This window comes from Paraburkholderia sp. EG304 (assembly GCF_046543485.1).
Classification (GTDB): domain Bacteria; phylum Pseudomonadota; class Gammaproteobacteria; order Burkholderiales; family Burkholderiaceae; genus Paraburkholderia; species Paraburkholderia youngii.
Genome location: NZ_JBKGUA010000040.1, coordinates 47650 through 64943 on the forward strand (window position 1 = coordinate 47650; position 17294 = coordinate 64943).

General features: G+C 63.4%; 12 protein-coding genes and 4 pseudogenes. 13 read left to right on the plus strand and 3 right to left on the minus strand.

Annotated features, from left to right (window positions below):
- Window positions 1-15 precede the first annotated feature (15 nt).
- On the minus strand, window positions 16-1203 hold the full coding sequence (locus ACLFKU_RS32300; protein ID WP_410851820.1) for an NAD(P)/FAD-dependent oxidoreductase: 1188 nt from the start codon (window positions 1201-1203) through the stop codon (window positions 16-18).
- Between the two features lie 192 nt (window positions 1204-1395).
- Here ACLFKU_RS32300 and ACLFKU_RS32305 point away from each other — a divergent pair, with 192 nt between their 5' ends.
- Window positions 1396-2361, plus strand: coding sequence for a LysR family transcriptional regulator (locus ACLFKU_RS32305; RefSeq protein WP_410851821.1), 966 nt, complete (start codon window positions 1396-1398; stop codon window positions 2359-2361).
- A gap of 26 nt (window positions 2362-2387) precedes the next feature.
- Complete coding sequence (hutG, locus tag ACLFKU_RS32310; protein WP_410851822.1) at window positions 2388-3182, plus strand: N-formylglutamate deformylase; 795 nt, start codon at window positions 2388-2390, stop codon at window positions 3180-3182.
- A gap of 250 nt (window positions 3183-3432) precedes the next feature.
- Here hutG and ACLFKU_RS32315 read toward each other — a convergent pair whose 3' ends face one another.
- Window positions 3433-4035, minus strand: a complete 603-nt coding sequence (locus tag ACLFKU_RS32315; RefSeq protein ID WP_410851823.1) for a helix-turn-helix domain-containing protein — start codon at window positions 4033-4035, stop codon at window positions 3433-3435.
- A 150-nt stretch (window positions 4036-4185) separates the two neighbouring features.
- On the opposite strand from ACLFKU_RS32315, the pseudogene glnT reads away from it, so the two are divergent.
- The 7 genes and pseudogenes from glnT to ACLFKU_RS32350 all read left to right on the plus strand — a co-directional run.
- Window positions 4186-5581 (plus strand): annotated as a pseudogene (gene glnT, locus ACLFKU_RS32320) (type III glutamate--ammonia ligase).
- A gap of 11 nt (window positions 5582-5592) precedes the next feature.
- Entirely contained in the window at window positions 5593-6501 is a 909-nt protein-coding gene (locus ACLFKU_RS32325) for a class II glutamine amidotransferase (protein WP_410851824.1), read from the plus strand.
- Window positions 6489-7178 (plus strand): protein glxC, encoded by a 690-nt coding sequence (locus tag ACLFKU_RS32330; RefSeq protein WP_410851825.1) that lies wholly within the window; start codon window positions 6489-6491, stop codon window positions 7176-7178. Before ACLFKU_RS32325 ends, ACLFKU_RS32330 begins: the two co-directional genes overlap by 13 nt.
- Before the next feature lie 27 nt (window positions 7179-7205).
- A complete protein-coding gene (locus ACLFKU_RS32335) occupies window positions 7206-8567 on the plus strand; it encodes an FMN-binding glutamate synthase family protein (RefSeq protein WP_410851826.1) in 1362 nt (453 codons plus the stop codon).
- Between the two features lie 28 nt (window positions 8568-8595).
- Window positions 8596-10029, plus strand: coding sequence for an APC family permease (locus ACLFKU_RS32340; protein ID WP_368587659.1), 1434 nt, complete (start codon window positions 8596-8598; stop codon window positions 10027-10029).
- A complete protein-coding gene (locus ACLFKU_RS32345) occupies window positions 10026-11768 on the plus strand; it encodes a protein kinase domain-containing protein (RefSeq protein ID WP_410851827.1) in 1743 nt (580 codons plus the stop codon). The genes ACLFKU_RS32340 and ACLFKU_RS32345 overlap by 4 nt, the downstream gene beginning before the upstream one ends.
- Before the next feature lie 139 nt (window positions 11769-11907).
- A pseudogene (locus ACLFKU_RS32350) lies at window positions 11908-12927 on the plus strand (polyamine ABC transporter substrate-binding protein); the annotation flags it as partial.
- A 71-nt stretch (window positions 12928-12998) separates the two neighbouring features.
- On the opposite strand, the pseudogene ACLFKU_RS32355 reads toward ACLFKU_RS32350, so the two are convergent.
- Window positions 12999-13680: pseudogene (locus tag ACLFKU_RS32355) on the minus strand (hypothetical protein); the annotation flags it as partial.
- A gap of 831 nt (window positions 13681-14511) precedes the next feature.
- On the opposite strand from ACLFKU_RS32355, the gene ACLFKU_RS32360 reads away from it, so the two are divergent.
- The 4 genes and pseudogenes from ACLFKU_RS32360 to ACLFKU_RS32375 all read left to right on the plus strand — a co-directional run.
- The gene (locus ACLFKU_RS32360; RefSeq protein WP_410851828.1) at window positions 14512-15027 is read left to right on the plus strand and encodes a phasin family protein; all 516 of its coding nucleotides are present in this window, start codon (window positions 14512-14514) and stop codon (window positions 15025-15027) included.
- Between the two features lie 96 nt (window positions 15028-15123).
- A complete protein-coding gene (locus ACLFKU_RS32365; RefSeq protein WP_410851829.1) occupies window positions 15124-15321 on the plus strand; it encodes a hypothetical protein in 198 nt (65 codons plus the stop codon).
- Window positions 15322-15909: 588 nt separating this feature from the next.
- A pseudogene (locus tag ACLFKU_RS32370) lies at window positions 15910-16173 on the plus strand (ISKra4 family transposase); the annotation flags it as partial.
- A 445-nt stretch (window positions 16174-16618) separates the two neighbouring features.
- The coding region (locus ACLFKU_RS32375; RefSeq protein ID WP_410851830.1) for an IS110 family transposase at window positions 16619-17294 on the plus strand (676 nt) is incomplete at its 3' end.

The window sequence follows — 17294 nt, forward strand, 5'->3', positions numbered from 1 at the left end:
GATCGTCTCCATGAATCAGGACACCGCGCCCGAGCCGTACTTGCCGACCAGCAGCGCGCCCGTCGCGAAGCGTTCGAGCGCATAGGGCGCGAGCGACACATCGGTCGGCTGACCGAGCGCATGCTGCGCGAGCAGCCTGCCGATGCCCGGCGAGAGCTTGAAGCCGTGTCCGGAGAAGCCAAAGCCGACCACCAGTCCTTCGACATCGCCGACCCCGCCCAGCACCGGGTTCCAGTCGGGCGTGACGTCATAGACGCCCGTCCACGACGACGCGAGCCCCGCCGTCTCGTAGGCGGGAAACCGCTCGGCGACCTGCGCGCCGACTTCGACGACATAGTCGAGGGAGATCTCGCCCTGCTCGGTCTCCGGCGCATTGAGCGTTTCGCCGACCACGCCTTCGGACACCAGCATCTGGCTGCCGCCGTAGCTGCGGAAATACAGCATGCCTGGCGAACCGAGGTCCTTGAACGCCGGCATGCCGAAGGTGTACGCGCCCGTCTCGCATTCGAGGGCGAGCACGGTATGGCGCTCGGGTTTCACGGGCAGCGGCACGCCGATCCAGGCGGCCAGCTCGGGCGTCCAGATGTTCTGCGTGCTGACGAGGGTGCCGCAGCTGAAGCGGCCCGCGCTCGTCTCGACGCCGGTCACGCGGCGACCTTCGCGGATCACGCCCGTCACGCTCACGCCTTCCATGATCTTCACGCCGCGGCGGCGCGCCGACCTGGCGAAGCTCGTCGCGACGAGATAGGCGTCGGCGAAGCCGGCCTCGGGCTCGAATCCGATCAGCGCCGCGTCGTCGAACTGCGCGATCGGCAGGCGCTCGCGCGCTTCGGCGCGGTTCATCAATTGCACTTCGATGCCCATCTCCTGCTGCGCGGCGAGCGACGCGCGCAGTGGTTCGAGCTTGTCGCCTTCGGGCGCGCAGATCAGATAGCCGCATTTGACGAGCCCGCACGACGCTTCGTCGTCGCCGACATACTCGGCGAAGTTGTTGAACGCCGACCACGACGAGCGCGCGAGCTCGACGTTCTGGCGAACCGAATAGTGCGTGCGAAGCAGGCCGGATGATTGCGAAGTCGTGCCGGCGCCGATCGTGTCGCGCTCGAGGACCAGCACGCTTTTCGCGCCGGCGGCGGCGAGATGGTGCGCGACCGAGGCGCCGATCACGCCGGCGCCGATCACGATGAAGTCATAGTGGCTCATGGGAGCGTTCCGATTTTCCTGTAGGGGCGATGGAACGGATTCTAGAAAGCCGAAACGCGGGGGAATTTTGTATTAGGCAAACTTATGGCGTGGGTCCGACATTGCTCATCATGAGCGTGGGCGAATTTTGAGCAAGCAGCATTCGACATCGTCGCGCGGCATGCGCTGGGCGCCGCGGACACTGGAGTCATGATGAGACGAACTCAACCGCCAATCGATCTGCGCGCGCTGCAGGCCTTCATCGCCGTGTGCGAGACCGGCTCGATGACGGGCGCGGCCAGGCAGTTGGGCGTGAGCCAGAGTGCGATCAGCCAGGCGGTCTCGGCGCTCGAGCGCGATCAGGGCATGACGCTGTTCGACCGCGAGAGCCGGCCGCCGCGGCCCAATATTGCCGGGCGCGCGTTGCTCGAGCTCGCCGGGCCGCTGCTCGAACACGCGCAGATGGTCAGCACGCGCATCGGCGACGCGTCGCACGCGGGCACGCTGCCGGTGCGGCTCGGTTGTGTCGATTCGTTCGCGGCCACGGTCGGGCCGGAGCTGATTCGCGCGGTGTCGAATTCGGCCCGGCAGATCGCGTTGTGGTCGGGTCTCACGCCGGGGCTGTCGAAGCAGCTGCACGAGCGGGAACTCGATCTCGCCGTCTGCACGCAGACGACGCTGAACGATGCGCGCATCGTCGAAGTGCCGCTCTTTTCGGAAGCGTTCGTCGCGGTCGTCGCGCGCAGCCATCTGGCCGGCCGCGCGCAGTTCGACTGGCGCACGCTCAAGACGGAGCTGCCGCTGATTCGCTACACGGCGCGCTCGGTGATCGGCCAGCAGGTCGAGCGCTTCGCGCGGCATCTCGGCATTGACAGTCCGCGCCGCTACGAATTCGACGCGACCGATCCGCTGCTGAGTCTGGTGGCGGCGCGGCTCGGCTTTGCGATATCGACGCCGCTGTGCCTGTGGCAAGCACGACATTATCTCGACGAGATCGCGGTGTTGCCGCTGCCGTCCGGGCGGCTCGGACGGCGCGATTTCTTCCTGCTGCACCGGCAGGGCGAGTGGGACGATTTCGCGAGCGAAATCGTCACCTTGACGCGCACGGTCATCGATCGCTCGATCCAGCCGGCGCTGGCGCGTGCGTTGCCGCAGCTTCCCGCCGACGCATTGCTCTAGTCGCGTCGTTTTCATGGAGAACGTCTTTGGACGATCTATATACGTTGCAAAGCGGCGAGGCGCCGCTGCTGATCTCGATTCCACATCTGGGCAGCCGGATTCCCGCCGAACTTCAGCCGCTCTATACGGAACAGGCGCTCACGGTTGCCGATACCGACTGGCATCTCGACCGTCTGTACGATTTCGCCGCGGAATTGGGAGCGACGGTGCTTGGCGCGAAGCTGTCGCGCTATGTGATCGACCTGAACCGGCCGCCGAACGACGAGAGCCTGTATCCGGGGCAAACTACGACCGGCCTGTGCCCGGCTGAGACGTTTCGCGGCGAGCCGGTCTACCGCGCTGGCTGCGAGCCTAACGCGCAGGACAAAGCGCGGCGCGTGACGGACTACTGGCAGCCTTATCACGACCGGCTGCGCGCGGAACTCGCGCGTCTGCGCGAGCGTCACGCTCACGTCGTGCTGTGGGAGGCGCATTCGATCGCGAGCGTGCTGCCGCGCCTGTTCGACGGCAAGCTGCCGGACCTGAACCTCGGCACGCAGGACGGCCGCACGGCTGCACCCGCCTTGCAGGCAGCCGCCGTTGCCGCCGCCGCAGCGAGCTCGTTCAGCTGGGTCGCGAACGGACGCTTCAAGGGCGGCTATATCACGCGTCACTTCGGCGCGCCGCACGACGGTGTGCACGCGCTCCAGCTCGAGATGTGCCAGTCGACCTACATGAGCGAGCGCGCGCCGTTTGCCTATGACGAGGTGCGTGCGGCACGCGTGCAGCCGGTATTGCGCGCGATGATCGAGGACGTGCTGCGCGCCTTGGCGACTTTATAAGTTGTGTTGATACACCGTCGTAACCCGCCTGGCCGTTTCAGTGCAGCTTTGCACCGCATTCACGATTCGGGCGCACCGCAGGCAAGCAGAAGCAGGAGAAGCCGGGAGAGGGGGCAAGACCGCGGTGCGCCGCCAGTGTTTATTGACAGGAACTTTTGATTCTCACTGATAAACATGGCGCGGACGTTGCATGACAGTGGGACAGTTGCCCGGAATGCGGCCGCGAGGTCGGAGCCGAGGTGGAGGCCGCTCACTCGGCGGCGGACTGAGCGTAGACGAAGATCGAAAGAAACTGGATCGGCGTCTTGATCAGGCGTTCTGGGCCATGCGGGATATCGCCGCGGAACGTGAGCGTATCGCCGGGATGCAGGATGTAGGTTTGCTGGCCGTGGCGGTACTCGATCACGCCCTTGAGCATGTGGATGAACTCGGTGCCCGGGTGCTCGAAGACGGGGAAGCGCTCCGACTCGTCGTCCATCGTGATGAGGAACGGTTCGAAGAGCTTGCGCGGGCCCTGATCGTACGCGAGCAGATGGTAGGTGTGGCCGCGCTGCGTGCCCTTGCGGACGACCTCCATGCCGGCGCCTTTCTTGACCAGTTGGGCGCCGCCTTGCGGGACGTCGAAGTTGCGAAACAGCGCCGACATCGACACGCCGAGCGCCATGGCGATGCGGTGGAGCACGTCGAGCCCGGCCGAGGTTTGCGCGTTCTCGATCTTCGAGAGCATTCCGCGGCTGATGCCGGCCTGCTCGGCGACCTGCGCGATGGTCAGTTCGTGAGACTGGCGCAGCTCGCGGATCGTCGTGCCGAGATGGCGTTCGAGCGGTGATTTGTTGTCGTCCGCGGTTTGCATGGATGACCTCGGAAAAAGGAAGCAAGGTTAGCAGATCGCACTGGTTTGCCGGCCTTTGAAGCGGGCCTTGAAAGCGGGAACGCGTGCGCGCAGGGAGTTTCCTGGTGGGAAATATTTTTGCATGTTAATAAATTGTTGCAAGGAGTGGCAATGAACCTGAACGATGCGAGCAAGCTGCCGGTCACCGTCAACGAGCTCGGGAGCGTGCCGCGCTTCGACACGGCACAAGACGCACAGGCCTGGCTCACGCAACAGGGCGTGAAATACGTGCTGGCGCAGTTCGTCGATATTCACGGCGTGGCGAAGGCAAAGTCGGTGCCGGTCGCGCATCTGAAAAGCGTGCTCACCGCGGGGGCGGGTTTCGCCGGCTTTGCGATCTGGGGTGTCGGGATCGAGCCGAACGGGCCGGACTTCATGGCTGTCGGCGATCTGTCGACGCTCACGCCGGTGCCCTGGCAGCCCGGCATTGCGCGCATCGCGTGCGATGGCCATGTCGACGGCAAGCCTTGGCAGTTCGATTCGCGCGTGACGCTGAAGAAACAGGTCGCGCGCATGACCGGGCGCGGCTGGACGCTCTACACGGGGCTCGAACCCGAGTTCTCGCTGCTGCGCCGCTCGGCGTCGGGCCTGCTCGAGCCATGCGATCCGAGCGATACGCTCGCGAAGCCATGCTACGACTACAAAGGCCTCTCGCGCACCCGCGTGTTCCTGGAAAAGCTCACCGAATCGATGCGCGCGGTGGGCATCGACGTCTATCAGATCGACCACGAGGATGCGAACGGCCAGTTCGAGATCAACTACACGTACACGGATTGCCTGACTTCGTGCGACCACTACGTGTTCTTCAAGATGGCCGCGTCCGAGATCGCCAACGAGTTCGGCATGATTTGCTCGTTCATGGCCAAGCCGTTTGCGAATCGTCCCGGCAACGGCATGCACATGCACATGTCGATCGGCCACGGCGAGCGCAATCTGTTCGCCGACAAGGGCGATCCGCTCGGCATGGGCCTCTCGAAGCTCGGCTACCAGTTCACGGCCGGCTTGCTCGCCCATGCGCCGGCGCTCGCGGCGCTGTGCAATCCCACCGTCAACTCGTACAAGCGGCTGGTAGTGGGCCGTTCTCTGACGGGCGCGACCTGGGCGCCTGCCTATATCAGCTACGGCGACAACAATCGTTCGACGATGGTGCGCATGCCGGGCGAGCGCATCGAATTGCGCCTGCCGGACGGCTCGTGCAATCCGTATCTGGCGACCGCCGCCGTGATCGCGGCCGGGCTCGACGGCATCGAGCGCGAATTGTCGCCGGGCGCCCCCCGCCAACGAAAACCTCTACGACTGGACCCCGCGGCAATTGCGCGAGCACGGCATCGGCGTGCTGCCGCAGAACCTCGAACAGGCGCTCGACGCGCTCGAAGCGGACCGCCTGATCTGCGATGCGCTCGGCCCGGTCGCCGATGAATTCCTCAAGTTAAAGCGCATGGAATGGCTCGAATACATGCGCCACGTATCGGATTGGGAGCTAAAGAGCTACCTCGAATTTTTCTAAGGAGACGCACTATGTGTGGAATCGTAGGGCTGCTGGTCAAGACGCCGGCACTACGTGAACGGCTCGGCGAACTGATGGTGCCGATGCTGATCGGCATGACCGAGCGCGGCCCCGACTCGGCCGGGCTGGCCGTGTTCGGCACGGCGGTCGACGCGCACCAGCGCAAGCTCAGCCTCTACTCGGGCTTTACCGACGAGGGCGAGCGTTTCGCCTGGCAACCGCTCGTCGACGCGTTGAACGCCGCGATGGATGTCACGCCGCGCATCGAAGCGAAGGGCAATCATGCCGTGCTGACGCTGCAAGGCAGCGTCGAGAACGTGAAGCGCTGGCTCGGCGAGCATTATCCGAAGCTCTATCTACTGTCCACGGGCCGCTCGATCGACCTCTACAAGGACATCGGCTCGCCCGCGCAGGTTGCTCAACGCTACGGCTTCGCGAACCTGAAGGGCTCGCACCTGGTCGGGCATACGCGCATGGCGACCGAATCGGCGGTCACGCCGGATCGCGCGCATCCGTTCACGGCGGGCGAGGACTTCTGCCTAGTGCACAACGGCTCGCTGTCGAATGCGCACGGCGTGCGGCGCAAGCTCGAACCCGAGGGCATTCACTTCGATACCGACAACGATACGGAAGCGGCCTGCCGCTTTCTCGAATGGCGCCTGCGCGAAGGCGACACGTTGCCGGACGCGCTGCAAAAAGGCTTCGAAGAGCTCGACGGCTTCTACACCTTTCTGATGGGCACGACGACCGAGCTCGCGCTGATCCGCGATCCGTTCGCCTGCAAGCCCGCCGTGGTCGCGGAGAACGACGAGTACGTGGCGATTGCCTCGGAGTTCCGTTCGCTCGCGCATCTGCCCGATATCAAGAACGCGAAGGTCTTCGAACCCGCACCTGAGGAGATGTATGTATGGAAAGCGTGACATTCGACCTTGAACGCTCGCCGGTCAGGGCGCTGAACCAGTACCTGCACGGCGATGCCGCTGAGCTTACCGGTCAGCGCATCACGGTGAGTTCGCCCAACGGCGCGCACAACATCGCGGTCGGCGTCGATGCCGACGTCAGCATCACGATCGAGGGCCATGCCGGCTACTACGCGGGCGGCATGAACCAGCACGCGAAGATCGTCATCGAGGGCAGCGCGGGCACCGGGGTCGCCGAAAACATGATGAGTGGCAAGGTGCACGTGAAGGGCTTTGCGTCGAACGGCGCGGGTGCTTCGGCGCATGGCGGGCTGCTCGTCATCCACGGCGACGCGGGCCTGCGTTGCGGGATTTCGCTGAAGGGGGGCGACATCGTCGTCGGCGGATCGGTGGGCAGCTTCTCGGCGTTCATGGCGCAAGCGGGCCGCATGGTGATCTGCGGCGATGCGGGCGACGCGCTCGGCGACTCGCTCTACGAAGCGGTGCTGTATGTGAAGGGTGAAGTGAAATCGCTCGGCGCGGACGCGCAGTTCGAGCCGATGAGCGATGCGGACGTCATGGCCGTCGCCGCGCTGCTCGATGCGGCCGGACTGCAGCACGATCCGCGCGCGTTCAAACGCATCGCCTCGGCTCGCACGCTCTACCACTGGAACGCCGACGCGGACCAGGAATATTGAACACCCAAGATCATCGAGAAGGTCCCCATGGAAAAGCCCGTTCATTTCGCCCGCTTGCAGCAGGAAGAGTCGCAAGGCTACGACCGCAAGACGATCGACTACATCCACATGGCCGCGCAGCGCGGTCTCTATGAAATCCGCGGCCTTGGCGCCAAGCGGCGCGTGCCGCACTTCGACGATCTGCTGTTCCTCGGCGCGTCGCTGTCGCGCTATCCGCTCGAAGGGTATCGCGAGAAGTGCGTCACCAAAACGGTGCTTGGCACACGATTTGCAAGCAAACCCGTCGTGCTCGACATCCCGATCACGATTGCGGGCATGAGCTTCGGCGCGCTCTCGGCGAACGTGAAGGAGGCGCTGGGCCGTGCGGCGACGGCAGCCGGCACCTCGACGACGACGGGCGACGGCGGCATGACGCAGGAAGAGCGTCGCTCGTCGAAGACGCTGGTCTACCAGTGCCTGCCGTCGCGCTATGGCTTCAACCCGGACGACGTGCGCCGCGCCGATGCGATCGAAATCGTGATCGGCCAGGGCGCGAAGCCGGGCGGCGGGGGGATGCTGCTGGGGCAGAAAGTGAACCCGCGGGTCGCCGCGATGCGCACGCTGCCCGCGGGCGTGGACCAGCGTTCGGCGAGCCGTCATCCGGACTGGACCGGCCCGGATGACCTCGCGATCAAGATTCAGGAGCTGCGCGAAATCACCGATTGGGAAAAACCGATCTACGTGAAGGTCGGCGCGACCCGCACGTTCAACGACGTGAAGCTGGCGGTGCATGCCGGCGCGGATGTGGTGGTGATCGATGGGATGCAGGGCGGCACCGCGGCGACGCAAACGTGCTTCATCGAGAACGTCGGCATTCCGACGCTGGCCGCGGTGCGGCAGGCTGTCGACGCGCTCGAGGACCTGAACATGAAAGGGCAGGTGCAGCTGATCGTGTCGGGCGGCATTCGCACCGGGGCCGACGTGGCGAAGGCGCTCGCGCTCGGCGCCGACGCCGTGGCGATCGGGCAGGGCGTGCTGATGGCGCTCGGCTGCAACAGCGACACCTATTTCAAGGATGGCGCGCTGCATTCGGCCACCGCCGATTACGCGGCGCTCAACACGTCGCCGGGTTTTTGCCACCACTGCCACACGGGCAAGTGCCCGGTCGGCGTGACGACCCAGGACGCCATGCTCGAGCAGCGCGTGCAGCCGGAGGAAGGCTCGCGCCGGGTACGCAACTACCTGAAGACGCTGAACATGGAACTGACGACGATCGCACGCGCCTGCGGCAAGCAGAACGTGCATCACCTGGAGCCGGAGGATCTCGTGGCGCTGACGGTGGAGGCGGCCGCGATGGCGCGCGTGCCGCTCGCCGGCACCTCGTGGATACCAGGACTAGCGAATTACTGAACCACCAACGTAAGCAGGAGAGCCCAGCATGAGCGCAACACCGCAACCTACCGCTGTTCCTTCGCAGTCCGCCGATCTTCGATCGTCGAGCCTGGGCTTCATGGAGACGATCGGCCAGTCTCTCGCCAACATCTCTCCGACTCTAACGCCGTCGATCAACGTCGTGGCCGTCGCGGCACTCGCGGGTGCGGGCAGCTGGCTGGTCTACGGGCTGTCGACGCTCGGGCTCATGTTCGTCAGTCTCAACATCGCCGTGCTGGCCAGCCGGTTCGCCGCAGCCGGATCGTTCTTCATCTTCATCTCGCGCTCGCTCGGGCCAATGGCGGGCGGCATCGCCGGATGGGGGCTGATTGCCGCCTACACGGGTACGGCGATGGGCGTGCTCGCCGGCGAGGCCATCTTCGTGCAGAACGCGTTCACGCCGTTCGGCATCGCCGTTCCGACCTGGCTGATCTACGTGGTGAGCGCGGGGTTGGCCTGGTTCCTGTCGTCGCGCGACATCAAGCTGTCCTCGCGCCTGAGCCTCGCGATCGAGGCCGCCTCGATCACGATCGTCGGCGGCGTATTGCTGGTGGTCTTCTATCAGCATCCCGAGCGCATCGTCGATCATGCGCAGCTGTCGCTGCAGGGCACGACGCCCAAAGGGATGGCGGAGGCGATGGTGCTCGGCATCTTCTCGTTCGTCGGCTTCGAGAGCGCCGCGTCGCTCGGCAAGGAAACCAGGGACCCGCTGAAGGCGATTCCTCGCGCCATCATCTGGAGCATGGTGCTGGCCGGCGCCTTCTTCATGTTCGTCGCCTACTCGATGGTCGTCGCCTACGGCGGCAACGTGAGCAAGCTCGGCGCCGATACCGCACCACTGCAGACGCTGCTGAGCGGACTCGGTGCACCGGCGCTGGCGCCGCTTTTCTATCTGATCGCGTCGGTGAGCGCGTTCGCCTGCGTGCTGGCCTCAATCAATGCCGCGAGCCGGCTGCTGTTCTCGATGGGCCGCTATCAGTTCGTGCACCGCTCGATGGGCATGGTGCACACCAAGCATCAGACGCCGCACTATGCGGTGGCCTTTGCCGCGCTCCTCTCGCTGGCCGTGAATCTCGCGTTGCTGGGCACGGGCGCGTTGAATACGTTCGGCTATACGAGCACGTTCGCGACCTTCGGCTTCATCGTGGCCTACTTCCTGATCTCGGTGTCCGCGCCGCTCTACCTGAAGAAGCAGGGGCAGCTCAAGCTTGCCAATCTGGTGGTGGGCATCCTCGGCGCCGTGGCGATGATCGGCGGGTTCTTCGGCAGCGTCTATCCGGTTCCGGACTGGCCGTACAACATCCTGCCTTATCTGTTCGCGGCCTACATGCTGTTCGGCCTCGGCTGGCTCGCGATGCTGAAGAAGCGCGCGCCGCAGGTTCTCGATAAGATCGAGCATGATCTCGAATCGAGCGAAGCTGCAATCTTCGACAGGAAATGACCGACACACCCCTCGCGAATGTCATCGAAGCAGCGTGCATGACACTGCGGCCCGAGCGCGGCGAATCTCCTGAGCTCGACATCGCCTTTGTTTCCGAGCCGGGCCGCAGCGGGCGCAACGAGGACTACGTCGGCATCATGCTCGGGGATCTGATGCAACGCTCGGCGCGGGGGAGCGTAGTCGCACTGGCCGACGGCATGAGCGGCGGCCGGGGAGGGCGCGTGGCGGCCGAGCTCGCCGTGCGCAGCTTCATCGACGGCTACTATGCGCCGCCTCACACGCTGGCGCCCGAAGCCGCGGCGTCGCGCGCGCTCGATGCGATTCACCGCTGGCTGCACCAGATCGGCCGCAGCGACGCGGCGCTCAGTCAGATGGCGGCGTGCTTTGCGGCGCTCGTGATCAGGGGCGCCACGGCCTGGCTCGTCGGCGCGGGGGACGTGCGGCTTTATCAGCTGCGCGATGGCGAAGTGTCGCAACTCGGCGGCGACGACGTCATCGACGTGCCGTTCGGCGCCTTCGTCGCGCATGCGGTCGGCATGCAGAGTGCGCTGGTGACACGCATCGAGAGCTGGGCGCTAAAGGAAGGTGACCGCCTGCTGCTGTGCTCCGACGGGCTCTATCGACGCACACCGTGGCGCGAGTTGCGGGCCGTGCTGTCGGCGCAGGCGTCCGCGGCCGCGGTGGCTGAACGGCTCGTCCAGATGGCGCGCTCGCGCGGCTCGACCGACGACGTCTCGGCGGTCGTGGTCGACGTGCGCAAGGTGCCGGACCTCGACTATCGCTATCTCGAAGGCGTGCTCGGCGACCTGCCGATTCTCGCGGTTCCCGCGTGTGGCGAGGTGATCGACGGCTATGCGCTGACCACGGTACTGAGCGACGGACATTACTCGCGGATCTTCATCGGCCACGATCTTGCCGACCCGCAAACGCGGCTCGCGCTCAAGTTCCTGAAGCCGCGCGTCGACGAAGACGCCAACGTGCGCCAGTCGATCGTCCGGGAACGGTGGCTCGCGGGGAAGATTGACAGCGAGAACGTACTTGCGCCGAGCGCGATCGATCCCGCGCGCCAGACCCGCCTCTATGTCGTGATGCCGTTCCTCGACGGCTTGCCGCTCGAAACCTTGATGACGCCGGCACTGATGTCGCTGACGCGCGGCCTCGCGATCGCGCGTCAGCTCGGCCGCGCGATCCACGCGCTGAATCGCCAGGGCATCTTCCATCGCGACATCAAACCCGAGAACGTGCTGGTGTTGCCCGACGGCAGCGTGAGGCTGCTGGACCTCGGCTTTGCCTACATGCCCGGCCTGCTCGCGCCGGGGCCGTCTATTGCGCCGGGCACGCCCGCCTACATGGCGCCCGAGCTTCTCAAAGGCGGGAAGGGCGATGCGCGCTCCGAGGTCTTTGCGTTCGGCGTCACCCTGTATCGCATGTTCAGCGGCGGACGCTCGCCGTACGGCTTCAATAGCCGGGTTCCGTTGCAGCATCACCGACCCGACCTGCCAGCATGGCTTGACCTCGTGCTCGAGAAGGCGATGCAGGCCGATCCGGAGCGTCGCTATCAGGATGCGCTCGAGCTCTGTGCCGAGCTGGACCGATTCGCCGCGGGCGGCGGCGAAACGCCAACGGCAGCGAGGCTGCCATTGATCGAGCGCAGTCCGGTGACCTTCTGGAAAAGCGTGGCGTTGATCCTTCTGATCCTGCTGCTGATTGCGTTGGCGCACGGTTCGGGAGCGGCCTGAAAGGTCCCGGCGGCTTTTATTTTTTCTAATTTCTTGGCATTCCATCATCTCAGAAGACGGGATTCATGGTCCTGTGATCATCGTCTACTGCACCGTTACCGCGGCGCTGTACGTCCCTTAAACGTTTCTGGAGATCGACATGAGCAGTAAATGGATTGTGTTTGCAGCGCCGCTGACTGCTGCGTGCTTGATGACGCTCGCGGCAGCGCCCGCACTCGCCGCCGACCCGATCGTCTTCACGAGCTGGGGCGGCACCACGCAATCGTCGCAACAGAAGAACTGGGCGCAGCCGTTCACTCAGGCGAGCGGCATCACTGTATTGATGGATGGCCGGACCGACTACGGCAAGCTGAAGGCGATGGTCGACAGCGGCAACGTAAGCTGGGACGTTGTCGATGTGGAAGGCGACTTCGCGTACGCCGCGCAAAAGGCCGGCCTGATCGAGCCGATCGACTACTCGGTCGTGAAGAAGGACGAATTGGACCCGCGCTTTGCGACGCCGGACGCGGTGGGCAGCTTCTATTACTCGTTCGTGCTCGGCTACAACAAGTCGAAGTACACGGGCGCGCAGCCGCAGACGTAGGCGGATCTGTTCGACACCAAGAAATTCCCCGGCAAGCGCACGTTCTACAAATGGTCGGCGCCGGGCGTGCTGGAAATCGCGCTGCTCGCCGACGGCGTGCCGCCGAACAAACTTTATCCGCTCGATCTCGACCGCGCGTTCAAGAAGCTCGACACGATCAAGAGCGACATCGTCTGGTGGAGCGGCGGCGCGCAGTCGCAGCAACTGCTCGCATCGGGCGAAGCGCCGATCGGCATGTTCTGGAACGGACGTTTGCATGCGCTCGCGCAGACCGGTGTGCCGGTCGGCATTTCGTGGAACCAGAACCTGACCGCCGCCGACATGCTCGTGATTCCAAAGGGCGCGAAGCATCGCGCGGAAGCGATGAAATATCTGGCAGCCGCGACGAGCCCGCAGGCGCAGGCGAAATTCGCAGCCGAGACCGGATACGCGCCGATCAACGTGAAGTCGGTGGCGCTGATGTCCCCGGATGTCGCGAAGACGCTGCCCGACCAGTACAAGGACTCGCAGATCAATCTCGACATGAAGTACTGGGCCGATAACCGCGACGCGATTGCGAAGCGCTGGTACGCGTGGCCGGTGGCCGTGCTGGACGAGATGCTTCGTCGCCATCCCGACCATCGGAGCACTCCGCGGTTTCCTCCATCGGGCGCTCCATCCTTCGCGGTCTCGACCGTCTCGTGTTGTTCAACGGATCCCCGACCGCGCGGAGCAGGAGGTCAGCAAACGCGACACCGACTCGGGAATCTCTGCTTCCGAGCGCGGTGTGTCCAGCCAGCCAGTCGGCAAACCAAGCCCCTCCGTAAAACGGTTTGCTTCGACATCGTCCATGCGTTTCTTGCCATAGAGTCGATGGGCCATGTTGGAGCCAGTCATGGACATGACTACACCAAGTCGCGCTTTGGATCCGTTGCGACCCGTAAGGACCTGGAGGTTCTGCCGTCGAATGTTTTCGACCGTGGCGCTCACGTCTAACGCCAGCGGTTGCTGTCGGGTCGCCTCAGAAGAAGCTCTGGAGTTCGAAGATGAAGCTTTTCCTGGCGCAACGACGCCAGTCTGACTGGCCGCCAGGTTGCGACTCTTTTTGACGGCTCCCGGCGACCCGCCCGTTGCTTTCTTTGGCATTTCCGATTCCTCGGACAGGTTATGTTCAAGAACTGGTTGTTGGCCGCCGTTCTGGACGGAAGACGGCATGAGTGTTTCAGACACGACCTCTGGCTCGTTGTCTGTTTTGACCAAGTCGAGCGGCGACTTCAGGCGGGCGATGGTTTCAGGAGCAAGGGTAGGATGGGGCTGGTCAAAGAAACCATGCGGCAGCCCGAGCGTGGTGCCAGACAGCGTAGAGCTGGCCCTGCTGCAGGTGTGTCACCGCGTGGACATGATGCGGCGCGGGCCGCATGAGATTATTGATGTATCAGTGAGGTGTCCCACTGCAGGACGAGGCCACAGACGCTACATCCGCACACCAGCTTTTGCAATATGCGCGGCCTGATCGTAGAAGGAACACTCCTTTTTTTACCTCGGGTATGCCCACGGTGGGCAACCGGCGCGATTTTCACATAGCCAGTAGGAGCAGGCAGCTTCATGAGTTGCAAAATCATCTCCGCGCTCACAAAGGCACTTTCGCCATTGGTCAACATCCACTATCGAAGCATGCGCACCGTCGGCGGTCCAGAGCGCTGCCACCAGATATTTGTCTACTTCTATCGGCGTCCCATTAACGATAACCGCGGGAATTGCCACAGATTCAGTCAACATGACCAGGTCACACTCGGAGATTGCCGTGGTGTGAAGGTACGCCGATTGCTGACGCCCGTGTCTGTTCGTAATGGGCGGGTTTCGGACGGCCCGGAGGCCAATAGGCTAGCGTGGCATCGTGAGTAGGCGACACAGTTTTTTTGCGCCGGTGGCGCTGCAGGAGGTCCGCTCGGTATTGGAGGCGCGTGCCCCAGTGACCTCGGTTCGCCATAAATTTGGGGAAACTCCCTGGCGCGAAGCAGAAATACTCCGGCTTAACAAAGTTAGCATGAACTCTCTAAAGCGGCGTCAGACCGTCTGGCGGCCAACGGCTCGCGTAGGAACGACCTTGACCAATCGCCGTGGCAGCGTCGCCGGGTCCTCGATAGCCTGAGAGATATTCCGTGAACAGCCCCAAAACAGATGCCATTTACCCTATCCGTTCCGTCGCAACTGCCCGACAGCTTTTCTCCGGGCTTTTGCGCGCTGATACGGCTGAACATGGATACGTGCAGATCCGCGGTCACAGGGGCCGCGCTGCATTGGGAAAGCGTATTGCGCGCCCAGACACCCGAACAGTTAGTCAGACGCCACGTGGGTGTGATGCCCTGGCTCGCCCTTCAGTTCGCCGGATACACCCGTGGCTGGATGTACATCGCGTCGGAAACAATCAGACCGTGCCACGCCAGCGGCGATCCCGACGACGGGCATGAACTTCAGGAAGAGACCATGACCGCCGACGTGTCCGCCTGCGCAGCGGGCGTCGACGCGATGACGCCAGGAGCCATGTCGCCGCAGGTGCAGCCGGACGGCGAGTCCGTCGCCGAGCCTCACGTACGGGAAATGGTCCGTGACATTCTCGAGCGCGTCGCAAAGCCGACCCTTGATCCTTCGGAACGCCGAAGTCCGCCTCGCGCACGTCGCTCGTCAAGCCGATAGGCGACAAAATCTGCCAGGTCTGGTTTCGCGTGCTGCCAATGCAGCCGTAGCCGGATCTGGTCACCCGTTCTTCGTTCTCGCCGCGAGGTAAACGACATGTTGAGCCCGCACGAATTGGCCACATTGTTGCTGTCGAAAGATGCGCCTGAGCGGATCGATTCGGATCGGGCAGAGCTTGGCACACTCCGCGAATTGCAATTGATTGCGAATGAGCCAGCTGGGCCGGGACTGCTGTTTCCTCGCGTGACGGCGCGTGGCGACGCCGTACTGCGTGCGTTTGCACGTGTAGGTTGACTGGTGCACCGACATTCTGTTGAGACGAACTATAGTCGTCTGTCGAGCCGTCTTCGCTGGCGGGGTGGCAATCCGGGTGTATCTGAGGAGGCCGACGTGGACCAATTTTGGTTGGGTATGGGGCTATGGGCCCGATCGTGCTGGTGATGGCGGCGTGTGGCGTGATTGCGCACTACAGCCGTCAACGGCGCGGTGCCGATCTGCTGCGCAACCTTGATCACCACGACTGGTGTCGCTGGACCCGGTCGCGACACTGAACGTCGTCGTCGGGACTGCAGTCACACACTGTCGCGCCGGTGAAAGTCAACCGCGACCAGTCGGCACGCGAGGTCGCAGCAGACGAAGGCCGTCAGGCGGTCCCAAGCCGTCTCGCACTGCACCGGGGAACCTCCCGTCGCGCTGGCTGCATTACTCCACAACCGGACGGATGAGCTACGCGCAGAATTCGGCCATAGCTGACGTTCAGGTGATGGCTTAGGTCGGTCGGCTTCACGGCACTCTCCGGCCGTTCGCACCTCAGCGGTCGTGAGCGACTCGTCTCGCTGTCGCCAACGCGTACTTGCGACCGTTGCAGGCCTTCAGTGAGCCTTGGACCGGTTCACCACCCTCGTGAAGGCCACAACCGGAAGCAATCAAACGAAACCGTCGGTCATAACCGATGGTGCCAAATGCCTCCACTCAATCGCTTGTCGATTATCGTTTTCTCCTACACCTGTTCTGGACTCGTTCCATATATCAATGAGAGTGACGTATCTCAAGCAGATCATCAAGGGCATACACGCACAATCCGAAGCGGAAAAGGCCATCCGACGTGTACTGATGTCCCGCGTTGACAAGCTGCGCTGGTGCTTCACTTCGCGGGACGGTTGCATGCCATCACGATACATTGACGCGTTATCGCTACATCAAGCCAATGATTGGCGCGCGCAGTCACTGGCGCGATTTGCTGTGCATAACCGACGAGCCACGCGCGTACTACCTCACCGAGCGTGCTTGCGGCCACGTTTCCCATTGGCCGGGACTCGTCGAATTCAGTGCTCAGAGCCCGCCTCACAGCGTTATCGGAGACTTCCCGCACTCGAATCGGATCGAATTTTATTCTTGTTCGTCAGTCGGATAAGATCGCCGATTGTCGACGATTCTGGTTGAAACGTCGAATGTCCGAAACTGGCCGAGATGGAATGGACACCGCCCTCCCTTCGGGGAAATGGGCACGATTGAGGGCCTCCAGGACCGCACGGCATCAATGTGCCAAAGTGGAGTTGCGACACAACCACTTGAGGAACGGAGGCCCCAGATGAATGCTACGACATACGGACTCGACATTGCAAAACGGGTGTTCCAGATGTACTGGGTCGACGCCCAAACTGGCGAGGTTGTGAACCGGAAGTTCGGACGTGACGATTTAATTGCATTTCTGGCGCAGCGCCCTGCCGGCCGCGTCGCCCTCGAGGCGTGCGGAAGTGCCCACTGGTGGGCGCGTAAGATCCGCGCACTCGGACACGAGGTGGTGCTATTACACGCCCAATTCATTCGGCCTTTCGTGCAAACGAACAAGACCGACGCGGCGGACGCGCGGGCAATCTGGACTGCGGTGCAGCAACCCGGCATGCGCACGGTTGCCACGAAGACTGAGGATCAGCAAGTGATGCTAAGCCTTCATCGTATGCGCTCGTTGCTCGTCAAGTTTCGAACGATGCAGATAAATCAGCTGCGTGGGTTGCTGTATGAATTCGGCGTTACGTTCCGCGCAGGACGCGTAGCAGGACTCGACGAGATCAGAGAGCGCATGGCCGAACTCGAAGATGCACTGCCGCGATCAATGTTTCTTAACGTTCTCGAACAGCTGTCACGGATCGGCGTAATCGAGCCGGGGATGATCGGCGTAATGAGGCCACCTGGAATGGCCCCGAAACGCGATTTCGAAGGGACTCAAGAATGCGTTTTTTTGCCTGATTTTGCAACCACGTTTT

Coding starts and splice junctions, on each gene's coding strand:
- ACLFKU_RS32325 (WP_410851824.1), top strand. CDS start 5,593: ATGTGTGGAATCGTAGGGCTGCTGGTCAAGACGCCGGCACTACGTGAA.
- ACLFKU_RS32315 (WP_410851823.1), bottom strand. CDS start 4,035: ATGCAAACCGCGGACGACAACAAATCACCGCTCGAACGCCATCTCGGC.
- ACLFKU_RS32360 (WP_410851828.1), top strand. CDS start 14,512: ATGCCATTTACCCTATCCGTTCCGTCGCAACTGCCCGACAGCTTTTCT.
- ACLFKU_RS32300 (WP_410851820.1), bottom strand. CDS start 1,203: ATGAGCCACTATGACTTCATCGTGATCGGCGCCGGCGTGATCGGCGCC.
- ACLFKU_RS32365 (WP_410851829.1), top strand. CDS start 15,124: ATGTTGAGCCCGCACGAATTGGCCACATTGTTGCTGTCGAAAGATGCG.
- ACLFKU_RS32340 (WP_368587659.1), top strand. CDS start 8,596: ATGAGCGCAACACCGCAACCTACCGCTGTTCCTTCGCAGTCCGCCGAT.
- ACLFKU_RS32305 (WP_410851821.1), top strand. CDS start 1,396: ATGAGACGAACTCAACCGCCAATCGATCTGCGCGCGCTGCAGGCCTTC.
- ACLFKU_RS32345 (WP_410851827.1), top strand. CDS start 10,026: ATGACCGACACACCCCTCGCGAATGTCATCGAAGCAGCGTGCATGACA.
- ACLFKU_RS32330 (WP_410851825.1), top strand. CDS start 6,489: ATGGAAAGCGTGACATTCGACCTTGAACGCTCGCCGGTCAGGGCGCTG.
- ACLFKU_RS32335 (WP_410851826.1), top strand. CDS start 7,206: ATGGAAAAGCCCGTTCATTTCGCCCGCTTGCAGCAGGAAGAGTCGCAA.